Raw genomic sequence first — 22,270 nt, 5'->3', positions numbered from 1 at the left:
CTCGTCACGATAAAGATATAAACATATCTTTATATCTGAGGTGTGTATGAGCAATCTGAACGAGTTGGTGGGCGTTTTGAAGGCGGCGGGGGAAAGCACCCGGCTGCGCCTTTTGGCGCTTCTGGCCGATGGCGATCACTCGGTCAAGGACCTGACCGAGATATTGGATCAAAGTCAGCCCCGTGTCAGCCGTCATTTGAAGCTGCTTGCCGATGCAGGCCTAATCGAACGCCATGCGGAAGGGGCCTGGGCCTACTATCGCCTGACCCCATCGGGGCAGGGCGCAGATCTGGCCCGTTGGCTGACCTCACGTGTTGACCCCACTGACCCTGAGCGGTTGCGCGACAGAGCGCGACAGGCCGAAGCGCGGAGCGCGCAGCAGGCTCTGGCGGCGAATTACTTCGCGCAAGTGGCGGATAGCTGGGACTTGCTGAAAACCCTTCATGTGCCAGAAGCTGCGGTTGAAGCTGCGGTTTTGGAAGCAGTGGGTGAACGCAAGATTGAGCTGCTGCTTGATCTGGGGACGGGCACAGGGCGGATGCTCGAGGTGCTGGCGCCTGCTTATGAGCGCGGGATCGGCATCGACTCCAGCCGTGAAATGTTGGCGGTTGCCAGAGCGCGCCTGGTGGAAGCCGGGCTCGCCCATGCGCAGGTCCGTCTTGGCGATATGGCGGCGCTGGATAGCACGCTGGGACCAGCGGACGTGATCGTGGTGCACCAAGTGTTGCACTATTTTGACGATCCGGGCCGAATGCTGGCGCAGGCCAAGGGGTTGTTGAAACCCGGTGGGCAGGTGCTGATCGTTGACTTTGCGCCGCACACACTCGAATTTTTGCGCACCGACCACGCGCACCGACGTCTCGGTCTCTCCGATGAGCAGATGTCGGGTTGGGCCAATTCAGCGGGAATGGATGTGCAGTCTGTGCGTCTGTTCCCAAGCGACACAAATGATCAGGGGCTGACCGTGTGTCTGTGGTCTCTGGTCGATCGAAATAAGACGGAAAACTAAAATGCTCGATGACAATTTGCGCGCTAGCCGCAAGACCGCAGAGACGCGGCCGGATCTGCAGATCTCGTTCGAGTTCTTTCCCCCCAAGACCGACGTTATGGAAGAGCGGTTTTGGGAAAGCGTGCACAAGCTTGCTCCGCTTAAGCCGCGCTTTGTATCGGTGACTTATGGTGCCGGTGGTTCGACCCGCGAGCGTACGCTGCGCATGGTGAGCCGCATTGCGTCGGACACCGGCGTTCCGGCAGCGGCGCATTTGACCTGCGTTGGCGCGACCAAGGCCGAAGTGGATGAGGTTGTGCGCGGCTATAAGGATGCCGGTGTGACTAGCATTGTGGCGCTGCGCGGTGATCCGCCAGAAGGCATTGGGCAGCCGTTTACGCCGCATCCGGAAGGCTATCAGAACGCGGCCGATCTGGTTGCGGGTATTCGCAAGATTGGCGACTTCGATATTTCGGTTGCCGCCTATCCCGAAAAGCACCCACAGAGCGAAAGCTGGGATGTCGAAATCGACAATCTCAAGCGCAAGATCGATGCCGGTGCGAACCGTGCGATTACGCAGATGTTCTTCTCGAACGCGGACTATCTGCGCTATGTCGAGCGCGCGCAAAAGGCCGGTATCACCGCGCCAATCGTGCCCGGCATTCAGCCAATCCACTCGTTCAAGCAGATTTCTGGCTTTGCCGGCCGCTGCGGTGCGTCGATCCCAGAATGGCTCGCGGAGCGGTTTGATGGGCTCGACGAAGACCCAGAAACGCATGCGCTCATGGCTGCGGCGGTTGCGGCGGAACAGGTCACCGAATTGCTCGATGAAGGCATAACCGAGTTCCACTTCTTTACGCTGAACCGGTCAAATCTGGTTCTGGCACTCGCGCGCCTGCTCGGTCGCCGCCCGTAAGAGGCGTTCATCCCCCGTTCAGACGGGGTGGCGGATGATGGGATCATGGCCGCAGTTCATATTGTGGCCATGAAAGCGGGGTTTGTCCTCGCCTAGCGCCCACAGCCGTTTGGATGATGTTTATGAAGATCGACCGCCGCATTACCAATGGCCTGGCCTGGACCGGCGCTTTGCTGGTCGTGGCTATTCCGTCCGCTGACTTCATTACACGCCAGTTCATGCCTGATGTCGGATCAAGCGTGGCTGTGGTCAGTGAAGTGCGTGCGCCTGCTGTTGCGTCAGCGCCTGCAGCCGTTTCAGCCCCGGCGGCACCGGTGGTTGAAGCGCGCCAAGAGGTGGCGGAAGCTCCAAAGGCGAGTGCACCTGCTGCGGCGCAGTCTGGCGATGTGGTCGATAATTTTTTGAACTCCGGACGTGCGCTTCCCGATTATATCTCGGGCGGTGGCAGCGCGCCTGCGGCTAAGCCCTCGGCTCAGCCTGAAACCAAGCCAGTTGCCGCAAAGCCAGCGGTTCCAGCACCTGCACAGCCTGCACCGCAGGCTGTAGAGAAGCCTGCGCCAAAACCAGCACCGGCTCCTGTGGCTGTGCCCGCTGCAACGCCACCAGCGGCTCCTGCTCCTGCGGTTGTTGCTACTGTGCCAAAGGTCGTCGGCTTTCCGACGCCTGCGTGGCAGCGTCCGCCGTCAGCCGAGGTTGCATATACACCACCCCTGATTATCGATACGCCGCCGATCCATAGCCAGACCGTCATAAGTCCGTCAGATAACCGTGTTATCCGACCCCAAGACAATCGCGTCATTCGGCCTGAAGAGCTTGATGGCATGGAAGAATGGGAAGCGGGGCCTGTGCAGGATTTCCTCAATCAGCAGGGTAGCCGCGCCACCGTTCGCCGCCAGCAGATCGTGCCACCAAACGCAGTCGTGCCTCCGGCCAATGTTGGTGGTGGCAATGACTATGTGCCGGGCGGTTTTTTCTTTGATCAAGGTCCCGCGAACGCGCAACCAAGGGCCTTCCCTCCGGTTTATGACGGTAGGGACATCCCCGAATATGAAGTCTATCCGTTGAACTGATGAAACGGGTCCATGCGGTGCTGCCATGGACTTCATCGTAAAATGCCGATAAAGAGGTGTTTCGACGGAAACTGAAAGCGACAGCAAATGTTATCTTGCGTCCGCAAAGCTGAAGAAAACAACGATCTGCGTCATAAGCTGTCGCGGTTCCTTGGCTCGTTTTCAGATCGCACCGGCCTCGCGGGCCGAGTGGCTGATATTCTCGACCCAGACACATGGCTACCGGGTGGGCGCGACGCCGCGTTTACGCTAGCCTTGATTGCCTTGTCGGCCAAGATGGCTGTGGCTGACGGCGCGGTGACCGCATCGGAAGTGCGGGCGTTTAACGCAACGGTCGATATTGCCGACGATAGCCGCGAGCAGGTTCAGAAGCTTTTCAATTTGGCTAAGCAGGATGTTGCTGGCTACGATTCTTATGCACGCAAAGTGTCCCGCTATTTCGCCGAAACGCCAGAAACGTTGGAGCACGTGCTCGACGGGCTGTTCTTTATCGCCACGGCGGACGGCCTCGTGCATGAAAGCGAGCTGGAATACCTGCGACACGTCAGCTCAATTTTTGGGTTCGATGAGGCGCGGTTTGAACAGATCGCCTCCCAGCATGTGATGCTGGAGGAGGGGGTGGACCCTTATATGGTGCTGGGCCTGCGCCACGATGCGCCGCCTGAGGAAGTGCGCCGGGTTTATCGCCTGCTGGTCGCCGAACACCATCCGGACCGTTTGATCGCTAAGGGTGTGCCTGAAGAGCTGATCGATGTCGCGACTGCGCGCATGGCGTCGATCAATTTGGCATATCAAGCGATTACTCGGCCCAAACCCCAACCGATGCTCACTTGACGGATCAGTGGCGCTGCCGCATTTAGGCACCGTCAGTTGACCGGGTGACCGCTGGCGGGTGGGTAACTGCTCGTTGGAGGAAAGTCCGGGCTCCATCGAAACACGGTGACGGCTAACAGCCGCCGGGGGCGACCCTAGGGAAAGTGCCACAGAAAGCAAACCGCCTCGGCATGCCGAGGTAAGGATGAAAGGGTGCGGTAAGAGCGCACCGGGCGTCTGGCGACAGAGGCCGCACGGCAAACCCCACCGGGAGCAAAACCAAATAGGGATGACGCGGGCTTTATGCCCAGCCTGTTTCGAGGCCAGATCATCCGGGTTGGTTGCACGAGCGCGCCGGCGACGGCCGCCTCAGATGAATGGTCACCGCGTCGCTTTTAGCGGCCTTACAGAACCCGGCTTATAGGTCAACTGGCATACCTTCCCCATGGTGGTGGGGAGGGGCGTCCACAGGACGTGGGGTCGCAACCCCGTGAGATATCCCTGTGTGCCCTTGCGATTTTCGTCATCTTCCCTTAAACGGGGCCCCCTTGGACCTCCGCCGTATTTCCGGCGGGCACACGCTTTTTTGGAGTTGGCGCGATGCCCCTGGCAACACCGTTTTACCTGATCGACGAAGCCAAGCTCGATCTCAATCTGGCAAAAGTTGATCGTCTGCGGGAGCTCTCCGGGGCGAAAGCTGTGATGGCGCTGAAGGCGTTTTCGACCTGGTCAACCTTCCCGCAAATCTCCCAGCATATGGACGGCTCGACCTCGAGCTCGCTCAATGAAGTGCGTTTGGGCAAGGAAAAGTTTGGCGGGGAAACCCACGCTTATTCCGTGGCCTGGTCCGATGATGAAATCGACGAAGCGATTTCGTACGCCGATAAGATGATCTTCAACTCGATCAATCAGCTCGATCGTTTTGGTGCCAAGGCCGCGCATATGCCAGTTGGGTTGCGGGTCAATCCGGGCGTGAGCCATTCCCATTTCGATCTTGCCGATCCGGCGCGACCATACTCCCGTCTGGGGGAACGCGACGTCAGCAAGGTTGAGGCGGTTATGGATCGCATCAGCGGGTTCATGCTGCACTGCAATTGCGAGAACGACAGTGTTGTCGCTTTCTCGGCCTTGCTCGACACTTTTGAAGAAAAGCTCGGTCACCTTTTCGAGAAGCTAGAGTGGGTCAGCTTTGGTGGTGGTATTCACTTTACCGGCGCTGGCTACGACATTGATGCGCTGGCAGCACGCCTCAAGGCGTTTTCTGAGCGCTATCAGCTACAAGTTTATCTTGAGCCCGGTGACGCGATCGTCACTGGAACAACGACGCTGGAAGTGTCGGTTCTAGATGTGGTCGAAAACGAAAAGTCTGTCGCCATTGTCGATAGCGCCGTTGAAGCCCATATGTTGGATCTGTTGATCTATCGGCAGAGTGCCGAAATGGAACCGAATGCCGGTCCAAACCACTATGTTATCGCGGGCAAGTCGTGCCTCGCCGGTGACGTGTTTGGCGAATATGATTTTCCGACGGAACTCAAGGTTGGAGACCGTATCTCTCTGCAGAACGCAGGCGGGTACACAATGGTGAAGAAGAACTGGTTCAACGGTGTTGCCATGCCTTCCATCGCTATTAAAAAACGAAATGGGGATGTCGAGCTGGTACGCACGTTCGACTATTCTGACTATCTCGCTAGCCTGTCTTAGGATTGGCTGACCTTTCCACCCATAAAAAGGTGTTTCGTGACAATTGAAGAAAAACGTACTGATCATCGGCGCCGGAGGTGTCGCGCAGGTCGCAGCTTATAAGGCTGCAATGCACAATGATGTTTTGGGAGACATTCACATTGCCTCCCGAACGCTGTCCAAGGCTGACGCACTGGTTGCGGGCATTTTGGACAAGAAGGCGCTTAAGCGCCCTGGAGTCTTGGCTGCACACAAGCTCGACGCAATGGATGTCGAAGCCACCAAGGCACTGATCAAGCAGACCCACACACACATCGTCATCAACGCCGGTTCTGCGTTTTTGAATATGTCCGTTCTGCGCGCCTGTATGGATACGGGTGTTGCCTATATCGACACAGCAATTCACGAAGACCCAAAGAAGATTTGCGAAGCGCCACCGTGGTACGGCAACTACGAGTGGAAGCATCGCGATGAATGCGAGCGCAAGGGCGTCACCGCCATTCTCGGTGCTGGCTTTGACCCAGGCGTGGTCAATGCTTATGCGTCGCTGGCCGCGAATGCCTATTTCGACCAGATCGACAGCATTGATATTATCGACGTCAACGCTGGTAGCCATGGGCGCTATTTTGCGACCAATTTCGATCCGGAAATCAACTTCCGCGAATTCACTGGCACCGTATGGAGCTGGCAGAACAGCGAGTGGACCGCGAACAAGATGTTCGAGGTAAAGCGCACGGACGATCTGCCGGTCGTTGGTTCGCACACGACCTATCTCACCGGCCATGACGAGGTGCATTCGCTCTCGGCCAATCTCGGTGTTCCAGATGTTCGTTTCTGGATGGGCTTTGGCGAGCACTACATCAATGTCTTCACTGTGCTGAACAACCTTGGCCTGCTTTCTGAGCAGCCGGTGACAACGGCAGAAGGCGTTGAAGTTGTGCCGCTTAAGGTGGTGAAGGCTGTGTTGCCTGATCCGATGTCGCTCGCTCCGGGCTACACCGGTAAGACCTTCATTGGCGACCTGATCAAGGGGACGCGCAATGGCGAGGCTGCTGAGCTGTTGGTGTACAACATCGCAGACCACGAAGAAGCCTTTGCTGAGACCAATAGCCAGGCAATCTCCTATACGGCTGGTGTGCCTGCCGTTGCGGCTGCAATGTTGATCGCTACGGGCGAGTGGGATTGCCATCGCATGGCCAATGTCGAAGAACTGCCAGCTGTGCCGTTCATTGATCTTTTGGGCAAGCTCGGCCTGCCGACACGCATTCGTGACGCCAAGGGTGATCGCGAATTTAACCCGGCTGAGTTTAAGGCTCAGAAGGCTAAATCCAAGCTGGCATAGGGTTTTAGCAAATATCAAAGGCCGGGAGTTATCCCGGTCTTTGATATTTCTGGCACTCACTTAGGTTTGTCAGTGCAACCACTCCCCCGCGAAGGGCTTTTGTCTGCAATATAGTTACAGGCCTTTCGATGGACTCTTCTAACAGTGGTGACCCGATCCAGGGTCGGAAAAACCCCTTCAAAAACAGCTACATCAGATTTTACGTCCTGAGTGGCGCTCTGGTTTTGGCACTGGTCGTGGGCATCGTTAAATTTGCCGCCGTACCGAACGAGCTGGCTCCTGTCCTCTATGCTCAGCCGTTCAGTGGGAAGGTGACCTCGACGCTCGTGCCGGGGCCGTTACGGTAGATCACATCGGCACTGAGTGAATGGGCCATGGCCTTGACGATGCGGGTGCCGAGGCCAGTGCCACGCGGCTTGCCTATGCCGCTCCAGCCCACTCCATCGTCCTCAATGACCAAGCGGACATTGTTATCCAGATAGCGCATCGAGATGCGGATCTCGCCGGGCTCGCGACCCTCATAGGCATATTTCAGCGCATTGGTGACCAGCTCGATGAGGATGACCCCGAGTGAGGCGACCTTTTCCGTCGGTACCGGGAAGCTCTGCACATCGGTGCTAATGCGCGCGGTTTGGCCTTCGGCCTGAACACTGTTTTCGAGTTCGCCGATCAGGCTTGAGACATAGTCGCCGATCTGTACGGTGCGGACGTCGCCCGAAGTGTAAAGGTGCCTATGCACGCCTGCCACAGCATGGATACGGGCCTGCGTCTCGGAGAGGGCGCGCTTGGCTTCCTGATCCTCTAGAGCGTTCGCTTGTAATCCGACGAGCGCGGCGACCATGGCCAATGAATTGGCGACGCGATGATTGACCTCCCCCAACAGCATCTCGGCGCGTTCGCGGGCTTCACGGGCCTCGCGGTTGGCGCGCTCGTTGGCTCGGGTCAGTCTGACGCTGTCGACGGCGCTATCAATTGCCACCAAGAGCAGTTCCATGAATTGCTCAGAACCGGTCTTGGGGACGAAGTCGGTGGCCCCTGACTTCATGGCGGACACGGCAATCTCGGTTTCGGCAGCGCCTGTCACATAGACAACACCGGGCCGGTTTTCGAGCGTGCCCATGCCTGCGAGAATGTCCAAGCCGGTGCCGTCGGGCATGTAGTGATCAAGCACGGCGACATCGATATTCTCATTCTGCAAATGGGTCAGCGCTTCGCCAACGCCGCCAGCGCTGAAGAAGTGGAAGCCCCTGCGCTGCATGGCTTTTTGAACCAGCCGCGTCAGCCCCGGGTCGTCATCAACATAAAGAACGGTCGGCGTTCTATTCGGCATTTAAATTATTCGGCCTCTGGAATTTGCATGACTGAGAAGAACAGGCCGAGCTGTTTGATGGCATGTGCGAACCCTTCATAGTCTACCGGCTTGGTGATGTAGACGTTGGCGCCAAGGTCATAGCAGCGCTGGATCTCGCGCTGGTCATCGGTGGTGGTGAGCACCACAACCGGTGAGCGACGAGTATGCTCGTTCGCTTTGACTTTTTCGAGGATATCGATACCGGTCATGTCGGGCAGGTTGAGGTCCAGCAAAACCAGAAGCTGACGCCCCTGATTGGTTTGGCCGGTGCCATCGGGACCAAGAAGGAATTCGAGTGCATCGGTGCCGTTGGTGAAGCCAAGGATTTCGTTGGCAACACCAGCACGGCGGATGTTTTTCTCGATGAGGCGGGCGTGGCCCTCATCATCTTCGACCATGACGATGGTCACTGGACGCGCGTTGTTCATGCCCCATTTCCCTTTAGGTATGCGCGCAGATCGCGCGGAAGATCGACGGTGAAGGTGGTGCCTGCACCGAGTTTGGATGACAGTTTGACGTCGCCACCTAGGCTTCGGGCCATGGTGCGGACGTGGGCGAGGCCAATGCCTTCGCCAGGATTGTTTTGGGTGCCAGAGCGGCGGAAGAGCTCGAAGACGCGTTCGTGGTCGGTGTCAGCAATGCCGCGCCCATTATCTGCGACATCAATGATCACGCGGTTGCCGGGCGCGTTCCGTGCCGTGATCCGAACGTTTAGCGGCCGATTTGGGCTTTGGTATTTGATGGCATTATCGAGAATATTGCCCAAGACCTGCTCAACAGACAGCCGGTCGGTGAACAGCTCGTTGACCTTGACGTCGATATTGATCTCGCCTTGCCCTTCTACGAGCTGATGGTGGACGGCTGCCGCCGAACTTTCGACAAGCCGTTTGAGATCAATAGATTCAGGGCGCAAGGTGCGCCGTCCTTCGCGGGAGATTTTTAGAATAGCGTTGATGAGGCTATCCATCTTGCGCGTGGCAGCACGAATGAAGGTGACGGCCTCGGGAAGATCTTCAGAGGCGGCCAGATGGGCTTCCTCAGCCACTGTGTCGCCGGGGGCAGGCGGGTGCAGTTCCATATAGGTCCGCACGGCAGCCACGCCTGTTTCCATTTCACTGGTAAAGCCCATAACGTTGACGAGCGGGGCGCGCAGATCGTGTGTGACGATATAGGCGAAGCGCTGGATTTCCTCATTGGCCTTGCCCAGCTCTTTGGTGCGATCGGCGACGCGCGCTTCGAGCCCGAGGTTCGCTTCTTCAATCTCTTTGCGCGCAAGGGCCAGTTCGCGCATGTAGGAAATCATGGTCCAGATGGAGCCGCTGACCACAAGCAGAATGACCGCGCCACCCACGACAGTGACGAGGCGTAGAAAATTGATCGTGTTTTCTTGGTTCTCAGCGCCGGCAGAGATTCGATCATCCGCGCCTGTCATCACAGCCGTGAGGAAAGCCCGGATGTCATCCATCGCTTGCTTACCACTGTCGCTGCGGACCCGCTCAATCGCGGCAGGGAAACCTTGGCTATCAGCGAGGGTTAGGGTGTCCGCGAGCTCGGCGCGCTTGTAGGCGATATTGGTGCTCAGTCGTTGCAACGATTCTTGAGCGTTTTCAATTTGACTGAGGCTGGCATTCAGATCGGCCAGGTTCCGATCGATTGCCTCAATATGCTGTTCGTATGGCTCAAGATATTTTCGGTCCTGGGTCAGCAAATAGCCGCGCTGCCCGGTTTCCATATCCTGCAATGATCCGAGTAGGTCGACAGATGCGCGGCGTATGGAGCGCGCATCAATAACTTCCTGGAAATAGCCTTGGGAGCGCTCGACCAACCAAATATTGGTCCCGACGATGCCGATCAGGGCGATCAAGCCGGTGAGCATTAAGAGTGCTGTCGATCGGATGAATGTTTTGTTGGTAATTGGCATCTGAAATCTCGGCAGGCACATATTTAATCGCCTGAATATTTTACAGGCGCAATGAAGAATATAAGTCACGAGATCGTGAGTGGTTCCGCCGTCAGGTGAATGGGAAACAAAATCTTAAAGGTCCCATTGCAAAATAGGGGATGAGTTTTTGTAACCGGCGCGTTTTGCCGGTGATGGAGTTTTGCCGAATATGGGCAAGCCAAATCTGCCCGAGTCAGACGTGACAGCAGGGCCACATCTACCGGTTTTGTTGGACGAAGTGCTTTGGGCTTTGAAGCCCGCACCGGGAATGAAAATCGTCGACGGTACGTTCGGCGCAGGCGGCTATTCGCGTGCGCTGCTGCAGGCTGGCGCGACTGTCATCGGGATCGACCGCGACCCGACCGTTGCTCCGCATGTCGAGCGGTTGCGCGCTGAATTCCCCGATACCTTCCATTTTGTTGCTGGCACATTCTCGGCTCTCGATACGCTGGCCGCGCCCTTTGGGCCGATTGATGGCGTTGTGCTCGACATTGGCGTGTCGTCTATGCAGCTTGATCAGGCCGAACGAGGCTTCTCATTTATGCGCGACGGGCCTTTGGATATGCGCATGAGCAGTTCAGGCACGAGTGCTGCTGATCTGGTCAATGAGCTGGAAACGGAAGCGCTGGCGAACTTGCTCTATGCGTTCGGCGAAGAGCGCAAATCTCGCCGTATCGCCCAGTTCATTGTTGCTGCGCGCGAAGACGGGCCGATTACCACGACGCTGCAACTCGCAAAGATCATCGAGAAGGCCATCGGTCGTAAGCCCGGTGACGCGCATCCGGCAACGCGCTCGTTCCAAGCCTTGCGGATCGCTGTGAATGGGGAATTCGACCAATTGGTTGAAGGCCTGTTCGCGGCTGAACGCCTTTTGGGCGAAGAGGGTACGCTGGCCGTGGTGAGCTTCCATTCGTTGGAAGATCGCATCGTCAAGCGCTTCTTTGACCCTGACAAGGGTGGTCCGACCGCATCGCGTCACCTGCCGCAAGTGCAGGCTGAAGCGCGGCGTTGGCATCCGGTCGCTAAGGCCGTCAAGGCAGGCGAGGCCGAGCTGTCGCGCAATCCGCGCTCGCGTTCGGCTGTGCTGCGCAGCGCGCGCCGCACCACTGATGCTGCCCGTCCGGTGCAGTTGCGTGGTCTGGGTGTTCCGGAAGTGCGAGAAGCGTAATGATCCGCAGCGTCAACATTTTCCTGCTGTTTGTGTCGGTGGCGATGCTTTCGGGCGTCTACGCGCTCAAGTTTTCCATTGAAGGCACGGCGGCTGAGCGAACTGCGTTGGCCCTGAAAATCAATGAGCAGGAGGGGGAACTCTCTTTGCTCAAAGCTGACTGGGCGGTGCTTAATCAGCCCGGTCACATCGATCCCATTGTGAAGCGCCATCAGGTTGAGCTGGAATTGACCCCCGTTGCGCAAGAGCAATTTGGGGCCTTTGCGGCTTTGCCGATGCGCCCCGAAAAGCCCGATGCGGCATCGATGGATGCCTTGTTTGAAGCGATCGCAGAAGGCGTTGATCCAATCGACGCCATCATTGAACTGGATGGAGCCGAATAATGGCTATCGTCGCCGAGGGAATGCCGCCGACCATTGCGTTAGAGGGCTCGCGTAAGCAGCGCGGGAACCTGACGCAGGCGCGTATTCGGTGGATGATTTTGGCTGTCGTGATGGGCTTTGGCCTGGTGGGCGGCCGCCTCATTCAGCTGGGCATGGTTGTGCCTGATCAATCGATCGAAGGGCAAACGCGTGACGCGATTATGGCGTCGCGCCCGCCCATTCTGGACCGCAATGGTCTGGAGATGGCGGTCGATATTCGTGTGCCTTCGCTCTATGCCGAGCCGCGTCGCATTATTGACGTTGAAGAGGCTGTCTCCAAGCTTCGCACCGTGTTGCCGAGCCTTGATGAGGAATGGCTGCGCAAGCGACTGACGGGCGAAAAGGGCTTTGTGTGGGTCCAGCGTGAACTGACGCCTGCTATCCAAGAGCAAGTGATGCGCCTCGGTATTCCGGGCATTGATTTCATCACGGAATCCAAGCGCTTCTATCCGGCGATGAGCGAGGCGGCCCATATTCTGGGGTCGACCAACGTCGACAATCAGGGCATTGCCGGCATTGAGCGCTATGTCGATACCGACCACCTTGCGGTGTTGCAGGAGCTTGGTCTTGCGCGCGGCAATGCGCTGACGCCGATTGAGCTCTCGGTTGATATGCGTGTGCAGCATATTCTGCATCAGGAGATGCAGGATTCGATGGCGCGCTATCAGGCGATTGCAGCCGCGGGCGTCATTATCGACATCTATTCGGGTGAAGTTGTTGCGATGGCATCGCTGCCGGACTTCAATCCGAATGAGCCAGCGTCTGCATTGGTCAAAGATACATTCAACCGGATCACTTCGGGCATCTTTGAGCCCGGCTCGATTTTCAAGACCATCACCATCGCGGGGGCGCTGGACTCCGGGACTGTCCGTATCACGGACAAGTTCGATGCGCGCTATGGCGTACGCTTCGGTCGGTACACCATTAGCGACTTCCACGGTAAAAACCGTATCCTCGCGTTGCCGGAAGTTTACAAATACTCGTCTAACATCGGGACGATCCGGGTGATGCAGGCGATGGGTAAAGACAATTTCCGCGCCTTCCTCAGCCGTCTCAAGTTTGACGAACGCGTCGAGTTTGAATTGCCTGAAATGCGCTCTCCGACCATTCCAAAGTCGTTCTCAGAAGTGGGTGCCGCTACGGCATCCTTCGGTCACGGTCTTTCGGTGTCGCCGCTGCACATGGTTATGGCGCACACAGCTCTGCTCAATGGCGGCAACTATATTGCCCCAACGCTATTCAAGCGCTCGATTGCTGACGCAGAGAAGCTTTATGAGCCAGTGGTGAGTGCGCAGACCAGCGAATACGTCCGCTATTTGATGCGGTTGAACGCAATCTCGGTTGGCGGTTCCGGTTCGCAGATGAATAAGCTTGCGCTGGGCTACCGCGTTGGCGGGAAGACTGGTACTGCAGAAAAAGTGGTTGATGGCCGCTATTCATCGAGCAAGGTGACGAACTTTTTCGCGTCTGCCTTCCCACTCGATAATCCGCGCTATGCTATGGTCGTGATGGTCGATGAGCCAAAGGCAGAAAATGAACGGTCAGGCACCACCGCAGGTTGGAATGCGGGGCATATGACCGGCCGGATCGTGCAACGGATTGCACCAATGCTGGGTATTGCGCCAGAATTTAGTGAGCTGCTGGATCAACAGATCGTTCCGCAATCAGTGCGGCAGCTCTATCCAGAAGGATTTTGACTGTTGTCCATAAGCGTTAGCCAACTGCTCGAGGGATCTGGCGCCCGCCCAAAAAAGGGCCTTGGTGCCGTATTCGGGTTGAATTCGGACAGCCGGCGTATTGAACCGGGCGATGTCTTTTTCGCTCTGCCGGGCGTTAAGGTGCACGGTAATCAGTTTATCGCTGACGCGGTCGAACGCGGCGCGCTTGCTGTTGTGACGGATGTGACGCCTCCGGGTGACCCGGGCGTGCCAGTGATCGTGGTTCCCGATGTTCGCGCTGCCTATGCGCGCGCGGCAAGCCGCGTGTTTGAGCCGCAGCCAGAAATGCTGGTGGCTGTAACCGGCACGAATGGCAAAACTTCCGTTGCATCATTTGTTCGCCAGATTTGGGACGAAGTCGGGGTGCCGGGTGCAAGCATTGGTACGCTGGGTATTGAGACGAGCAACCGTCGTATCGACGGCGCTCTGACCACGCCAGACAGCCGCACGCTGCATCAGGCCATGCGCGCGCTCAAGGCGCAGGGGATTGACCATGTGGCGCTCGAAGCGTCGAGCCATGGTCTGGACCAGCGCCGCCTTGACGGTATCCACTTTGAAGCGGTCGCTTTTACCAATCTCAGCCGTGATCACCTCGATTATCACGCTGACATGGAAGAGTATAAGAACGCCAAGCTGCGTCTGTTCACCGAGCTTCTGGTTGATGGCGGCGCGGCAATCGTCAACGTCGATGATCCGGAACACGAAGCGTTTATGTTCGCGGCCCTTTCGGCCAGCGCAACATTGCTCACGGTCGGTCGTGAAGGCGCTTATATCGAGCTGCTTTCGATCAAGCCTGAAGGTTATGGCCAGCGCGTTGAGATCCGCCATATTGGCGAACTCGTCAGTTTCCACCTCAAAATCCCTGGTGAATTCCAGGTTTCGAACACGCTGGTAGCGGCCGCTCTGGCGATGTCTTCGGGTGTTGATAAGGCTGATGTGTTTGCAGCACTGCCAGAACTTGTGGGCGCTGTTGGGCGTCTTGAGCTGGTTGCCGAGCACAATGGCGCAGCCATTTTCGTGGACTATTCGCATAAGCCCGAAGCACTGCGCACGGCTCTGACCACTTTGCGTCCATACGCGCCGAACAAGCTGCGCGTGGTGTTCGGTTGTGGCGGGGATCGCGACAAGGGCAAGCGTCCGCAGATGGGTGAGATCGCCAGCAATCTGGCGGACGAAGTGATCGTCACGGACGATAATCCACGCACCGAAGACGCGGCTGCAATTCGCGCTGAGGTGATGGTTGGTGCCAAGGGCGCTGAGGAAATCGCGGATCGTCGTGAGGCGATCTTTGCCGCGGTGAAGCGCCTCAAGAAAGGCGACGTGCTTCTGGTCGCTGGCAAGGGCCACGAAACCTACCAGATCATCGGAACCACCAAATCGCACTTCTCGGACCACGAAGTGGTTCTGGAAGCGATCAAGGGCTAATACGATGGCGCCGGACCTCATAGTCCGGCGTTATTGTTTTGGGGGAAAGTGACACGCGTGGTCCATCACCTCAATTTCGCTATAGAACGGTGCTCTGACTTTTTGCGTCACCAACTGCGCTTCTCTCAACGACAGCTAATTTCATGACCCCTCCACTTTTTACGCTTGATGCCATTCTCGCAGCGACCGGTGGGCGCGCGGCCGGTGTGAGTGCGACTGAGATCAACTCGGTCTCAATCGACTCCCGTGATCTTGGCCGTGATGCCCTGTTTGTGGCGATCAAGGGCGATCGCTTCGACGGCCATGATTTTGTCGATACCGCTATCGCCAATGGCGCAGCGGCAGCTCTGGTCACAGACGGCAAAAGCGTGGGCGAGGGGCGTATTGTCGTTGCTGACGCCTTGGGCGGGTTGCGTGACATGGCGCGGGCAGCGCGGGCGCGGAGCCGGGCGTTTATCGTTGGTGTGACCGGAAGCGTGGGGAAGACCACGACTAAGGAAGCCATTCGCACTGTGCTCGAAACAGCTGGCGAAACGCATTACTCGATCAAGAGCTTTAATAACCACTGGGGCGTGCCGCTGATGCTGGCGCGGATGCCGGAAACGGCGCAGTTCGGTGTGTTTGAAATGGGCATGAGCGCGCCCGACGAAATTCGCCCGTTAAGCAAGCTGGTGCGCCCCCATGTGGCGGTGATCACCAATGTGGCGCCAGCGCATTTGGAAAACCTTGGTTCGCTGGAAAACATCGCGCTGGCTAAGGCGGAGATTTTCGACGGGCTTGAGCCCGGTGGCACGGCGGTGATCAATGCCGATCACCCGCAGATTGATATTCTGATGCAAGCGGCCAGCGCTGCAGGCGTTGCCCGGGTCATCACCTACGGTTTTTCGGCCGGTGTCGATTGGCAGATCGTTGATGTTGTGACGAGAGCTGATGGCAGTACGGCCACGGTTGAGCGTGGTGGGGAACGCTATGCGCTTGAGCTGAGCGTTGCCGGGCGGCATATGCTGGTCAACGCAACGGCAGCGCTGATTGTGGCGGACCTCGCGGGCATCGATATGGGTTTTGCCCTGCACACTTTAGCGCGTTTGGGTGCGCAGCCGGGGCGGGGACAGCGCACCAATTTTGGATCAGCCGATAAGCCTTTGTTGCTGATCGACGAGAGCTATAATGCCAACACCGCCTCCATGGGCGCGGCTTTGGATGTGTTCGCCTCCGTAACGCCAGCGAATGGTCGCAAGGTCATCGTGTTGGGCGATATGAGAGAATTGGGTGACACGGCGAACGCGTTGCACGCGGGCCTTGCACCAGCCGTACTGGCGTCGGGCGCGACGCGCGTGCATCTCGTGGGCCAGCATATGGCGGCTCTCGGACAGGCTCTGCCCGCTGGCATTGTGGCCAGCCATCATCAGAGTGTTGAACAAGCCCAAAAGGTGATCATAGATGATCTTGCGTTTGGCGACGCAGTTATGATCAAAGGATCGAACGGGGTTGGTCTGGCGCGTATTGTCAGCGCCATCACACAGAAATTCTCAAACAGCTGAAATCCCCAACAAGAATAGCGGAATAGAATGCTCTATTTTCTCGGCCAGTTGGGCGACTCCGTGTCAGCCTTCAACGTCTTCCGGTACATCACCTTCCGTACAACTGGAGCAGTTGTAACGGCGTTGTTCTTCGTTTTCATGTTCGGCCCGGGGATGATCTCCCTGCTGCGCCTGAAACAGGGACGTGGACAGCCAATTCGTGAAGATGGTCCTGCTGGACACTTGCTGACCAAAAAGGGCACCCCGACAATGGGCGGGTTGATGATCCTTTCGGGCGCGGTGATCTCAACTCTGCTGTGGTCGAACCTGACCAATGGTTATGTCTGGGTGGTGTTGTTCGTAACCATCGGCTTTGGCGCGATTGGGTTTTACGACGACTATCTCAAGGTCAAGCGCATGAGCCACAAGGGCTTCGGCTCCAAGCAGCGCTTGCTGTTGGAAGCGCTGATCGGTGGTGTTGCGGCCTTTGCGATTTCCCAGCTTGCTTCGGGCTCTTATGGCACTTCGCTGGTCTTCCCGTTCGTGAAAGACCTCGCCATCAACCTTGGCTATTTCTACATTCTGTTCGGCGGTTTCGTCGTGGTTGCTGCGGGCAATTCGGTGAACCTGACAGATGGCCTCGATGGTTTGGCGATTGTGCCGGTGATGGTTGCGGCGGCTTGCTTTGGCCTCATCGCCTATGTTGTTGGTTCGCAGAACTACGCGGACTATCTCTTCCTCAATTCCGTGCCGGGTACGGCTGAATTGGCGGTTGTGTGCGGTGCGCTGATCGGAGCAGGGCTAGGGTTCCTGTGGTTCAACGCGCCACCGGCGCAGATCTTTATGGGTGACACAGGTTCGCTCGCCTTGGGTGGTGCTTTGGGCACGATCGCGGTCGCGACTAAGCACGAAATCGTCCTCTGCATCATCGGTGGTCTCTTCGTTCTGGAGACGGTTTCTGTGATCGTGCAGGTGACCTCGTTCAAGCTAACAGGGAAGCGCGTTTTCCGAATGGCGCCCATCCATCACCACTTCGAGCATCTGGGATGGACGGAAAGTCAGGTGGTTATTCGCTTCTGGATCATTTCTTTTGTTTTGGCGCTGATTGGTCTGTCGAGCCTCAAGCTCCGCTAAGTCGGTCAAGTCCTTGAAATTCCAAGCAAGCCCCGGTTCGCCGGGGTTTGTTTTTTTCTGATCACGCTTTTGCAAAACGCAAATGCCTTGGCAAATCGGTAACCATCGTTGGTTACAAATCGAAGTAAGTTGTACCGCGTAACCGGGCTTTCCCGATGATGTTCTCCCGTGCTGAAAAAACTTGGCTTGCCGAATGGTGGTGGTCGATTGACCGCGAGCTGCTCGGCGCTCTGATTATGCTTTTGGCGTGTGGGATGGTCCTCAGCTTTGGCGCAAGCCCTGCTGTGGCTGAACGCATCGGGCTCGATGAGTGGCACTTTGTAATCCGCCATGCCATGTTCTGCGTCTTGGCGGTGCCAGTTATGCTGGCAACCTCTCTACTGTCTCACCGCCAAGCACGCTTGAGCGCGCTCTTCGTGCTGGTGGTGATGACAGTATTGCTCTGGGCGACCCTCTACTTCGGGACCGAGGTTAAGGGGGCGCGCCGGTGGGTTTCGCTCGCCGGGCAATCCATTCAGCCATCGGAATTCGTCAAGCCTGCCTTCGCGGTGATCAGCGCGTGGCTGTTTTCTGAATCGCTCATCCATCGCAACGTCCCTGGGCGCTGGATGGCCGCTGGGCTCATGGTCCTGATCGTGGCGGCGCTGCTGTTGCAGCCGGACGTTGGGCAGACCGCGCTTGTCGTCGCCACCTGGGCCGTGTTGCTGTTTTTTTCCGGGATTAGCTGGTGGGTGATTATTGGGCTTGGGCTACTGGCGGTCAGTGCGCTGGCAGGGGCCTATATGTTCTTCCCGCACGTGTCGCGCCGTATCGATACGTTCATCAATCCTGACGCTGGTGGCAATACCTATCAGATTGACCGCGCCATTCAGTCCCTGCTGGAAGGCGGGTGGTTTGGGCGTGGTCCGGGCGAGTCGCTGGCCAAAAAGCTCATTCCCGACGCGCATGCTGACTATGTGTTCTCGGCGGCGGCGGGTGAGTTTGGTATTCTATTCTGCATGGGCCTTGTTGGTCTCATCGCCTTTATCGTGATCCGCGCGATGATCTCGGCGCAGCGTCAGACAAGTCTGTTTGCGCGATTGGCCGCATCGACCATTGCCGTGCAGTTTGCGATGCAGTCGGGCATCAATCTCGCTGTGAACCTGAACCTGATCCCACCCAAAGGGATGACGCTGCCATTCGTCTCTTATGGCGGCACGTCCATGTTCGCAGTGGCCTTTGGTATGGGGCTGATGCTCGCATTGACCCGTACCAAGCCGGAAGAGCGTATGGCGACCGGCATTCCTTCGTATCGCAGTGCAGTGGTGGCCCCCGCAGAATGAGCAGCTTTATTCTTATTGCCGGTGGGACCGGTGGGCACCTGTTCCCGGCTATGGCGCTGGCTCAAGAGCTGCAACGCCGTGGTCATGTCGTCGAGCTGATGACGGACCATCGCGTGGAAGCCTATGGTGCGGATTTCCCGGCCAAGGCGATCCATATCGTCCCCTCCGCCACCCCTTCAGGCGCGAATTTGGTGAAGGCCGCGGGTGCGGGTTTCACTATTCTGCGCGGCGTGGCAAAGGCCTATGGCATTTTCGCTAAGGATAAGCCTGCCGCTGTTATTGGCTTTGGTGGCTATCCGACATTCCCGCCGTTCATCGCGGCGAAGCTGGCCGGTGTGTCGGGCATTCTGCACGAGCAAAACGCAGTTATGGGGCGCGCCAACCGGGCGCTGACCCGTTTCGCGCATACGCTGGCGCTGAGCTTCGGCAAAACGAAATTTGCTGATGCGCAAAAAGTGGCGTCAGTGGTGACGGGTAATCCGGCGCGTGACCGCGTTCGTGCCGTAGCGGGTCGACCTTATCCCGCGCTCGACGCTGTCGGTCCGATCCGGCTCGTGGTGACTGGCGGCAGCCAAGGCGCGCGCTTCACCTCCGATGTGGTTCCGGCGGCGATTGCGCTTTTGCCGGATGCGCTGCGTTCGCGTTTCCAGATTGTTCAGCAGGCGCGTCCAGAAGACATTGATCGCGTGACGGAAAGCTACCGCCAATCGCGCACCAATGTGGAGCTGGCGAGTTTCATTGGCGACTTGCCAGAGCGGATCGCCAATGCGCATTTGGTGATTGGACGCTCGGGCGCTTCCACCGTAAATGAGCTTTGCATTATCGGGCGTCCAGCGATTTTGATACCGCTGCCGGGCGCGCTCGATAGCGATCAGAAATACAATGGCCAGGTGCTCGAAGAGGGCGGCGGCGGCTGGGTGATGGAGCAAGACACACTCTCACCGCAATCGCTTGCCACTCGGTTGCAGAACCTGTTCAGCAATCCTGCCAAATTACAGCAAGCCGCTGAGGCTGCCAGAGCCTTGGGTCAGCCTCAGGCTGTCGAGAAACTGGCCGACCTTGCCGAGCAAATCGCTGGGCTTGCACCAAAGACGAATGAAGGAATTCCATCATGAAGATGCCGCGGAACATCGGGCCGGTCCATTTTATCGGCATTGGCGGCATTGGCATGAGCGGTATCGCCGAAATCCTTCATAACCAGGGCTACACGGTGCAGGGCTCCGACGCCTCGCTTAATCCCAATGTTCAGCGCTTGCGCGACATGGGGATCAAGGTTGAGATCGGTCAGAGCGGCGACAACCTCGGGCTGGCTGAAGTCGTGGTGATCTCCTCGGCGATCAAGAAAGACAATCCTGAGCTGATGGAAGCGCGGGCGCGGGCTTTGCCTGTGGTGCGTCGCGCTGAAATGCTGGCCGAAATCATGCGGTTTAAGACCGCGATTGCTATTGGCGGCACGCATGGCAAGACGACGACGACCACGCTGGTCGCGGCGCTGCTCGATGCCGGCAATCTTGATCCGACCGTGATCAACGGCGGTATCATCAATGCCTATGGCACCAATGCCCGTCTTGGTGGCGGTGAATGGATGGTGGTTGAGGCAGACGAAAGCGACGGCACTTTCGTGAAGCTGCCGGCGGACGTGGCGGTCGTGACCAATATCGACCCTGAACACCTTGATCACTACGGTGACTTTGAAGGCGTGAAGAAGGCCTTCCACCAGTTCGTTGAGAATGTGCCGTTCTACGGCTTTGCGGTAATGTGCCTCGATCATCCGATTGTGCAGTCGCTGGTTGGCGAAATTCGCGATCGTCGTGTTGTCACCTATGGGCGCAATCCGCAGGCAGACGTGCGCCTGATCGATGTCGAAAATCATGACGGCGTTCAGACCTTCTCGGTCGAAATCCGTGACCGTATTCGTCAGACGCAATTGCGGATTGATGGGCTCGAGCTGCCAATGCCGGGCATTCACAATGCGCTCAATGCGACCGCAGCGATTGCCGTGGCGGACCAGCTGCATGTGCCAGCAGAAGCGATCCGCAAGGGCCTTAAGGGCTTTACGGGCGTCAAGCGTCGCTTCACCAAGACAGGTGAAGCAGGCGGCGTGACAGTGATTGACGACTATGGCCACCACCCCGTTGAAATCGCGGCAGTATTGAAAGCAGCGCGCCAATCGGCACGACGCGATGTGGTCGCGATTGTTCAGCCGCACCGCTTTAGCCGTGTGCAGGATCTGTTTGATGATTTCGCGGCCTGCTTCAACGACGCAGACACCGTGCTCGTGGCGCCGATCTATGCTGCGGGCGAACAGCCGATTGAGGGCGTGACCAATGATGAATTGGTCAACCGCATTCGGGCCCGTGGCCATCGCGATGCGCGTGTTCTTGCAGGGCCTGAAGACCTTGCCGCAATTCTGGCGGAACGCACGGCAGCAGGCGATTATGTCGTGTGCCTAGGCGCCGGCAATATCACGCAATGGGCGGCCGCGCTTCCAGCGCAATTGGCTGCTGCACAGAATGAGGCTGCACAATGAGCAAGCATGTCGCGGTCTTGATGGGTGGTTGGTCGAACGAGCGTCCCGTGTCGCTGAGCTCTGGCGCTGGCTGTGCTGCGGCTCTGCGCAATGCGGGCTATCGGGTGACCGAGGTTGACGTTGGCCGTGACGTTGCCGACGTGCTGCGTCAGCTCAAGCCGGATGTGGCGTTCAACGCTTTGCATGGCCCGTTTGGCGAAAGCGGCATGATCCAGGGCGTGCTGGAACTGCTCGAAATCCCATACACCCATTCTGGCGTGATGGCTTCGGCGCTGGCGATGAATAAGCATCAGGCCAAGATCGCCTTCAAGGCTGCGGGTATCCCAGTCACTGATCACGTCATCGTGACCAGGGCAGAGGCGGCGCGCGATCACGTTATGGCCCCGCCTTATGTGATCAAGCCGATCGCCGATGGCTCCAGCTTTGGCGTTTTTATCGTCAAGGCCGAGACTGGTCATCCGCCGCAGGAACTGTTGCGCGAAGATTGGAATAATGGCGAAGAGGTCATGGTTGAACGGTTTATTCCGGGCCGTGAACTCACCTGCGCAGTGATGGGTAATGTGGCGCTAGGGGTGACAGAGATCGTCACAAACCTCAGCTTCTACAATTATGAAGCAAAATATGCGGCTGGTGGGTCGGTGCATATTTTGCCTGCCGATCTGAAACCGAAAATTTACGACAAAGTGCAAAAGCTCGCACTAGCTGCCCATGCAGCACTCGGATGCCGAGGCGTGACCAGAAGTGACTTCCGGTACAACGAGGCAGCTGGGGAAGATGGCGAACTGGTTTGTCTCGAAATCAACACCCAGCCGGGTATGACAGCGACATCCCTGGTGCCCGAGCAGGCTCTGCATGCCGGACACACTTACGAAGATCTAGTCTCCTGGATGGTGGAGGACGCGAGTTGCAACAGGTAAAAAGCGAGACAC

The 22,270-nt window shown here is 57.7% G+C and carries 19 protein-coding genes and 1 other RNA gene; 17 read left to right on the top strand and 3 right to left on the bottom strand.

The window, feature by feature from the left end:
* Positions 1-46: 46 nt before the first annotated feature.
* The 7 genes from JHL21_RS04605 (at position 47) to JHL21_RS04575 (ending at position 6,809) form a co-directional block, all read left to right on the top strand.
* A complete protein-coding gene (locus tag JHL21_RS04605) occupies positions 47-1,009 on the top strand; it encodes a metalloregulator ArsR/SmtB family transcription factor (protein ID WP_169195137.1) in 963 nt (320 codons plus the stop codon).
* Between the two features lies 1 nt (position 1,010).
* Positions 1,011-1,904, top strand: a complete 894-nt coding sequence (gene metF / locus JHL21_RS04600) for a methylenetetrahydrofolate reductase [NAD(P)H] (protein ID WP_169195138.1) — start codon at positions 1,011-1,013, stop codon at positions 1,902-1,904.
* A gap of 122 nt (positions 1,905-2,026) precedes the next feature.
* Positions 2,027-2,974 carry a hypothetical protein gene (locus JHL21_RS04595; RefSeq protein ID WP_200212098.1) on the top strand — a complete coding sequence of 316 codons (948 nt, stop codon included), beginning with the start codon at positions 2,027-2,029 and terminating at the stop codon, positions 2,972-2,974.
* Positions 2,975-3,061: 87 nt separating this feature from the next.
* The gene (locus JHL21_RS04590) at positions 3,062-3,808 is read left to right on the top strand and encodes a DnaJ family molecular chaperone (RefSeq protein WP_200212096.1); all 747 of its coding nucleotides are present in this window, start codon (positions 3,062-3,064) and stop codon (positions 3,806-3,808) included.
* A gap of 32 nt (positions 3,809-3,840) precedes the next feature.
* Positions 3,841-4,224: RNase P RNA component class A (gene rnpB, locus JHL21_RS04585), an RNA gene on the top strand.
* Between the two features lie 163 nt (positions 4,225-4,387).
* Entirely contained in the window at positions 4,388-5,488 is a 1,101-nt protein-coding gene (gene nspC / locus JHL21_RS04580) for a carboxynorspermidine decarboxylase (RefSeq protein WP_200212094.1), read from the top strand.
* Between the two features lie 43 nt (positions 5,489-5,531).
* Positions 5,532-6,809: a saccharopine dehydrogenase family protein gene (locus JHL21_RS04575; RefSeq protein ID WP_200212093.1), complete on the top strand. Its 1,278-nt coding sequence runs from the start codon at positions 5,532-5,534 to the stop codon at positions 6,807-6,809.
* Positions 6,810-7,101: 292 nt separating this feature from the next.
* Here JHL21_RS04575 and JHL21_RS04570 read toward each other — a convergent pair whose 3' ends face one another.
* From JHL21_RS04570 to JHL21_RS04560, 3 genes are read right to left on the bottom strand one after another with little or no spacing between them, the layout of a single operon-like run.
* Positions 7,102-8,139 carry a histidine kinase dimerization/phosphoacceptor domain -containing protein gene (locus JHL21_RS04570; RefSeq protein ID WP_200212091.1) on the bottom strand — a complete coding sequence of 346 codons (1,038 nt, stop codon included), beginning with the start codon at positions 8,137-8,139 and terminating at the stop codon, positions 7,102-7,104.
* A 5-nt stretch (positions 8,140-8,144) separates the two neighbouring features.
* The gene (locus JHL21_RS04565) at positions 8,145-8,588 is read right to left on the bottom strand and encodes a response regulator (RefSeq protein ID WP_169195144.1); all 444 of its coding nucleotides are present in this window, start codon (positions 8,586-8,588) and stop codon (positions 8,145-8,147) included.
* Positions 8,585-10,081, bottom strand: coding sequence for a CHASE3 domain-containing protein (locus tag JHL21_RS04560; protein ID WP_200212090.1), 1,497 nt, complete (start codon positions 10,079-10,081; stop codon positions 8,585-8,587). Before JHL21_RS04560 ends, JHL21_RS04565 begins: the two co-directional genes overlap by 4 nt.
* 190 nt (positions 10,082-10,271) lie before the next feature.
* Here JHL21_RS04560 and rsmH point away from each other — a divergent pair, with 190 nt between their 5' ends.
* From rsmH to JHL21_RS04510, 10 genes are all read left to right on the top strand, one after another.
* Positions 10,272-11,270 carry a 16S rRNA (cytosine(1402)-N(4))-methyltransferase RsmH gene (rsmH, locus tag JHL21_RS04555; RefSeq protein WP_200212089.1) on the top strand — a complete coding sequence of 333 codons (999 nt, stop codon included), beginning with the start codon at positions 10,272-10,274 and terminating at the stop codon, positions 11,268-11,270.
* A complete protein-coding gene (locus JHL21_RS04550) occupies positions 11,270-11,653 on the top strand; it encodes a hypothetical protein (RefSeq protein ID WP_200212088.1) in 384 nt (127 codons plus the stop codon). Before rsmH ends, JHL21_RS04550 begins: the two co-directional genes overlap by 1 nt.
* The gene (locus JHL21_RS04545; RefSeq protein ID WP_200212087.1) at positions 11,653-13,389 is read left to right on the top strand and encodes a penicillin-binding protein 2; all 1,737 of its coding nucleotides are present in this window, start codon (positions 11,653-11,655) and stop codon (positions 13,387-13,389) included. The genes JHL21_RS04550 and JHL21_RS04545 overlap by 1 nt, the downstream gene beginning before the upstream one ends.
* A gap of 3 nt (positions 13,390-13,392) precedes the next feature.
* Positions 13,393-14,835 (top strand): UDP-N-acetylmuramoyl-L-alanyl-D-glutamate--2,6-diaminopimelate ligase, encoded by a 1,443-nt coding sequence (locus tag JHL21_RS04540; RefSeq protein WP_254081910.1) that lies wholly within the window; start codon positions 13,393-13,395, stop codon positions 14,833-14,835.
* A gap of 143 nt (positions 14,836-14,978) precedes the next feature.
* Positions 14,979-16,376 (top strand): UDP-N-acetylmuramoyl-tripeptide--D-alanyl-D-alanine ligase, encoded by a 1,398-nt coding sequence (gene murF / locus JHL21_RS04535; protein WP_200212086.1) that lies wholly within the window; start codon positions 14,979-14,981, stop codon positions 16,374-16,376.
* Between the two features lie 27 nt (positions 16,377-16,403).
* Entirely contained in the window at positions 16,404-17,489 is a 1,086-nt protein-coding gene (gene mraY / locus JHL21_RS04530; protein ID WP_169195150.1) for a phospho-N-acetylmuramoyl-pentapeptide-transferase, read from the top strand.
* Between the two features lie 158 nt (positions 17,490-17,647).
* Positions 17,648-18,811 (top strand): FtsW/RodA/SpoVE family cell cycle protein, encoded by a 1,164-nt coding sequence (locus JHL21_RS04525; RefSeq protein WP_169195265.1) that lies wholly within the window; start codon positions 17,648-17,650, stop codon positions 18,809-18,811.
* Positions 18,808-19,926: an undecaprenyldiphospho-muramoylpentapeptide beta-N-acetylglucosaminyltransferase gene (gene murG, locus JHL21_RS04520; RefSeq protein WP_200212085.1), complete on the top strand. Its 1,119-nt coding sequence runs from the start codon at positions 18,808-18,810 to the stop codon at positions 19,924-19,926. Before JHL21_RS04525 ends, murG begins: the two co-directional genes overlap by 4 nt.
* Positions 19,923-21,341, top strand: a complete 1,419-nt coding sequence (murC, locus tag JHL21_RS04515; RefSeq protein WP_199530891.1) for a UDP-N-acetylmuramate--L-alanine ligase — start codon at positions 19,923-19,925, stop codon at positions 21,339-21,341. The genes murG and murC overlap by 4 nt, the downstream gene beginning before the upstream one ends.
* Positions 21,338-22,258 carry a D-alanine--D-alanine ligase gene (locus tag JHL21_RS04510; protein WP_200212083.1) on the top strand — a complete coding sequence of 307 codons (921 nt, stop codon included), beginning with the start codon at positions 21,338-21,340 and terminating at the stop codon, positions 22,256-22,258. The genes murC and JHL21_RS04510 overlap by 4 nt, the downstream gene beginning before the upstream one ends.
* Positions 22,259-22,270 lie beyond the last annotated feature (12 nt).

Source organism: Devosia sp. WQ 349K1, assembly GCF_016595685.1.
GTDB lineage: Bacteria > Pseudomonadota > Alphaproteobacteria > Rhizobiales > Devosiaceae > Devosia.
The sequence above is the reverse complement of the archived record's forward strand: the minus strand, read 5'-3'. Positions and strand labels throughout refer to the sequence as shown.

Bases quoted from the DNA above. Each gene is read 5' to 3' on its own strand.
- JHL21_RS04605 (WP_169195137.1), top strand. From the start codon at position 47: ATGAGCAATCTGAACGAGTTGGTGGGCGTTTTGAAGGCGGCGGGGGAA.
- metF (WP_169195138.1), top strand. From the start codon at position 1,011: ATGCTCGATGACAATTTGCGCGCTAGCCGCAAGACCGCAGAGACGCGG.
- JHL21_RS04595 (WP_200212098.1), top strand. From the start codon at position 2,027: ATGAAGATCGACCGCCGCATTACCAATGGCCTGGCCTGGACCGGCGCT.
- JHL21_RS04590 (WP_200212096.1), top strand. From the start codon at position 3,062: ATGTTATCTTGCGTCCGCAAAGCTGAAGAAAACAACGATCTGCGTCAT.
- nspC (WP_200212094.1), top strand. From the start codon at position 4,388: ATGCCCCTGGCAACACCGTTTTACCTGATCGACGAAGCCAAGCTCGAT.
- JHL21_RS04570 (WP_200212091.1), bottom strand. From the start codon at position 8,139: ATGCCGAATAGAACGCCGACCGTTCTTTATGTTGATGACGACCCGGGG.
- JHL21_RS04565 (WP_169195144.1), bottom strand. From the start codon at position 8,588: ATGAACAACGCGCGTCCAGTGACCATCGTCATGGTCGAAGATGATGAG.
- JHL21_RS04560 (WP_200212090.1), bottom strand. From the start codon at position 10,081: ATGCCAATTACCAACAAAACATTCATCCGATCGACAGCACTCTTAATG.
- rsmH (WP_200212089.1), top strand. From the start codon at position 10,272: ATGGGCAAGCCAAATCTGCCCGAGTCAGACGTGACAGCAGGGCCACAT.
- JHL21_RS04550 (WP_200212088.1), top strand. From the start codon at position 11,270: ATGATCCGCAGCGTCAACATTTTCCTGCTGTTTGTGTCGGTGGCGATG.
- JHL21_RS04545 (WP_200212087.1), top strand. From the start codon at position 11,653: ATGGCTATCGTCGCCGAGGGAATGCCGCCGACCATTGCGTTAGAGGGC.
- murF (WP_200212086.1), top strand. From the start codon at position 14,979: ATGACCCCTCCACTTTTTACGCTTGATGCCATTCTCGCAGCGACCGGT.
- mraY (WP_169195150.1), top strand. From the start codon at position 16,404: ATGCTCTATTTTCTCGGCCAGTTGGGCGACTCCGTGTCAGCCTTCAAC.
- JHL21_RS04525 (WP_169195265.1), top strand. From the start codon at position 17,648: ATGTTCTCCCGTGCTGAAAAAACTTGGCTTGCCGAATGGTGGTGGTCG.
- murG (WP_200212085.1), top strand. From the start codon at position 18,808: ATGAGCAGCTTTATTCTTATTGCCGGTGGGACCGGTGGGCACCTGTTC.
- murC (WP_199530891.1), top strand. From the start codon at position 19,923: ATGAAGATGCCGCGGAACATCGGGCCGGTCCATTTTATCGGCATTGGC.
- JHL21_RS04510 (WP_200212083.1), top strand. From the start codon at position 21,338: ATGAGCAAGCATGTCGCGGTCTTGATGGGTGGTTGGTCGAACGAGCGT.